1 protein-coding gene is annotated in these 3,330 nt (G+C 57.7%); it reads right to left on the reverse strand.

Annotated features, from left to right (window positions below):
* Positions 1-90 precede the first annotated feature (90 nt).
* Positions 91-2,217, reverse strand: coding sequence for a prolyl oligopeptidase family serine peptidase (locus QZ292_RS10090; protein WP_294601164.1), 2,127 nt, complete (start codon positions 2,215-2,217; stop codon positions 91-93).
* Positions 2,218-3,330 lie beyond the last annotated feature (1,113 nt).

Raw genomic sequence — 3,330 nt, forward strand, 5'->3', positions numbered from 1 at the left:
TGCTCTCGCTGGCAGCGTCGGTTTTCTGGTTCTCTTTGTTCACAAAGAGAACAGTTCGAGGCGGGACAAAGACCGATAAACGAACGGTGGTTAAAAATTACGGACACCCGCGTTCCACAGGAAGAACGACCAGATATCGGTCTGTTCCTGAATGGACTTCGAGATCGGCTTGCCCGCCCCGTGTCCCGCATCCGACTCGACACGCAAGAGGATCGGGTTTTCGCACCCCTGCGCCGCCTGGAGCGTCGCGCCGAACTTGAACGAGTGCGCCGGCACCACCCGGTCGTCGTGATCCGCCGTCATGATCATCGTCGGCGGATAGCACGTCCCCGGTTTGATGTTGTGCAGCGGCGAGTATTTATACAGGTACGGGAAGTCCGCCGCATTGTCCGCCGAACCGTACTCCACGACCCAGCCCCAGCCGATCGTAAAGCGGTGGTAGCGCAGCATGTCCAGCACCCCCACCATCGGGAAGGTCGCACAGTAGAGATCCGGCCGCTGCGTCAGGCAGGCCCCGATCAGCAGCCCCCCGTTCGAACCGCCCGCGATGGCCAGTTTCTGCGGCGAGGTGTATTTTTCGGCGATCAGATACTCGGCCGCCGCGATAAAGTCGTCGAAAACGTTCTGTTTTTTCTCCAGCATCCCGGCCCGGTGCCACGCCTCGCCATACTCGCCCCCGCCGCGGATATTGGCCAGCGCATAAATGCCCCCCTGCTCCAGCAGCAGGATGTTCGACGCCGAGAAGCCCGGCGTGCGGCTGATGTTGAACCCGCCGTAGGCGTAGAGGTAGACCGGATTCGACCCGTCGCGCTTCAGCCCCTTCTTGTAGACCAGGAACATCGGAATCCGGGTACCGTCTTTCGACGGGTAGAAGACCTGTTCCACCGTGAACGCCGAGACGTCGAAATTCACCTTCGTCTCGTGGTACAACGTCGAAGTCCCGTCCGCGATCGTGTAGCGGTACGACGTCGGCGGTACATTGAAACTGCTGAAACCGTAGAAGACCTCGGTATCTTCCGCCTCGCCGCTGAAACCGCCCGCCGTGCCGATCCCCGGCAGCGCGATCTCGCGCACCAGAGCACCGTCGAAATCATATTGATAAACGCGGCTCGAAGCGTCTTTGAGATATCCGGCAAAGATCGCCCCTCCGGCCGTCGTCGCCCACTCCAGCAGGTTTTCAGACTCCGGAATCACATCTGTGGCCACCGGCACAGCGGCATTCAAATCGACCGACACCAGCCGGAAGTTCGGCGCCTCCGCGTTGGTCAGCACATAGGCCGTATTCCCGATGCAATCCACGATGGAATAGTCGTTCGCAAAGCCCTTGAAGAGCGTTTTGAACGGCGCGTTCGGCACGGTCAGACTCTTATAGAGTATCTCGTTGCCGCTCGTCCCCTCCGATCCGATGATGAAGAGCCACCGGAAGTCGTCGCTCACAAAGCCCGAGAAGTAGCGCAGGGGATGCGTTTTATCTTCATAAATCAGCCGGTCTTCCGCCTGCGAAGTTCCCAGTTTGTGGAAATAGACTTTCTGGTATTCGTTTTTCGCGGAGTATGCGCTCGCCCCCTCTGCCGGCGCATCGTAGCGGCTGTAGTAGAAGCCGCCGTCTCCCCAGCTGGCGCCGCTGAACTTCACCCATTCGATCTTGTCCGCCAATTGCTGGCGCGTAGCGACCTCCATCACATAGATCTCGACCCAGTCCGACCCCGACCGGGAAACGGAATAGGCTGCATAGCGGTCGTCTTTCGAGAAGGTGACGGTATTCAGCGCCACGGTTCCGTCCGTCGACAAGGTGTTGGGGTCGAGGAAGACCTCCGGCGCACCGTCGAGCCCTTTGCTGTAATACAGCACGCTTTGGTTCTGCAGGCCGTCGTTCCGGTAGAAGAAGTAGTACTCGCCGACGCGGAACGGTGTCCCCTCTTTCGGATAGTCGTAAAGTTCGGTGAGCCGCTGTTTGATCTGTCCGCGATAAGGAATCTGGGCCAGATAGTCCTGCGTCACAGCGTTCTGAGCGGTCACCCAGGCGGCGGTTTCGTCCGACCGGTCGTCTTCGAGCCAGCGGTACGGGTCTGCCACCCGCGTACCGTGGTAATCGTCCACCACGGTGGTGTCTTTTCGGGTTTCGGGATAAGGTTTCGTTTTGATAGCCATCGTGCTTTGACAGCCGGCTGTGACTGCGGCAACGGCAGCCACTCCGGCAAGGTAATAACGATTCATCGGGGTCGTAAAGTTTTCGGTTTTGCGATTGCGGAGGTAAAATTAATCGTTTTTTTGCAGATTCCGATTTTGTTTGTACCTTTGCCTGTGGATTTCATCCCCTGCCTATCGGCAGGCTTTCGTTCCGAAAGGCGGATGAAATCACGGTGATTTTTTGCATGAGGCTTGTGTTTTTCCGGCAGACACCCCCGCCAACGTCTGCCATTCCGAAAAATATGAGTCTCATGCTTTTTTCTTGTTCATTCACCACGAAAAAAGCCTTTCTCCTCTTTTTATTTTGTTGTAGCTGAACGGGATGCGATTTCGGCGCTCCGCCCCGGGCTTCCGCGACTCAGGTTCTCGCGGCGCTGGCGGAGGTGCATTATATAACGTCGGCAACTACGGCTGCAGCTGGTCGTTTTCGTTCAACAGTACCAATGGCATGAAATTGAGTTCCAGTGTAACGAGTCTCAATGCCAGGAGCGCAGATCATCGTGGCTTCGGTTTTCAGTTGCGTTGCCTCTCGGAATAAACGGTGCGTGTCGCACTCACAAATGGCCGGGTCTACCCTAACAGGCAACCTCTACCCACCCACAGATTGGGCTGACACAGCCGCAGAAATGCGAAGCATTTCCCGTCCACGGGACGTGGGGCCCGCCCGGCCCGAGGGCAGTTCTATCCGGGGCAAAGATCGACAGTCGCCCGCCCGCGTAAAAGGGCATATCCTGTTGGTTGGCACTTGGCCAACCAACGAGAATTGCCGCGGGCGACTCAAAAAGTACTAACCACCGCGCGCCGACGCCTGAAAAGGGAAATCGTCAAAACTCGCTTGCGTGTTTTGACTGGATTTCCAAAGGCGCGCGGTCAAAGAATGTGGTATAGGCTGCCGCAGCGAAACGCAGTTTCGCCCGTCCACGGGACGTGGGGCCCGCGCGGCCTGAGCGCAGTTCCATCCAGTTCAAAGTTCGTCGCGCGCCCGCCTAAAAGGGCATATTCTGTGGGTTGGCATTCAGCCAACCAACGAGAATTGCCGCGGGCGACTCAAAAAGTACTAACCACCGCGCGCCGTCGCCTTAAAAGGGAAATCGTTCAAACACGCAGTCGTGTTTGAACAAGATTTCCCAAGGCGCGCGG

It is taken from the genome of uncultured Rikenella sp., from assembly GCF_910577125.1.
GTDB lineage: Bacteria > Bacteroidota > Bacteroidia > Bacteroidales > Rikenellaceae > Rikenella.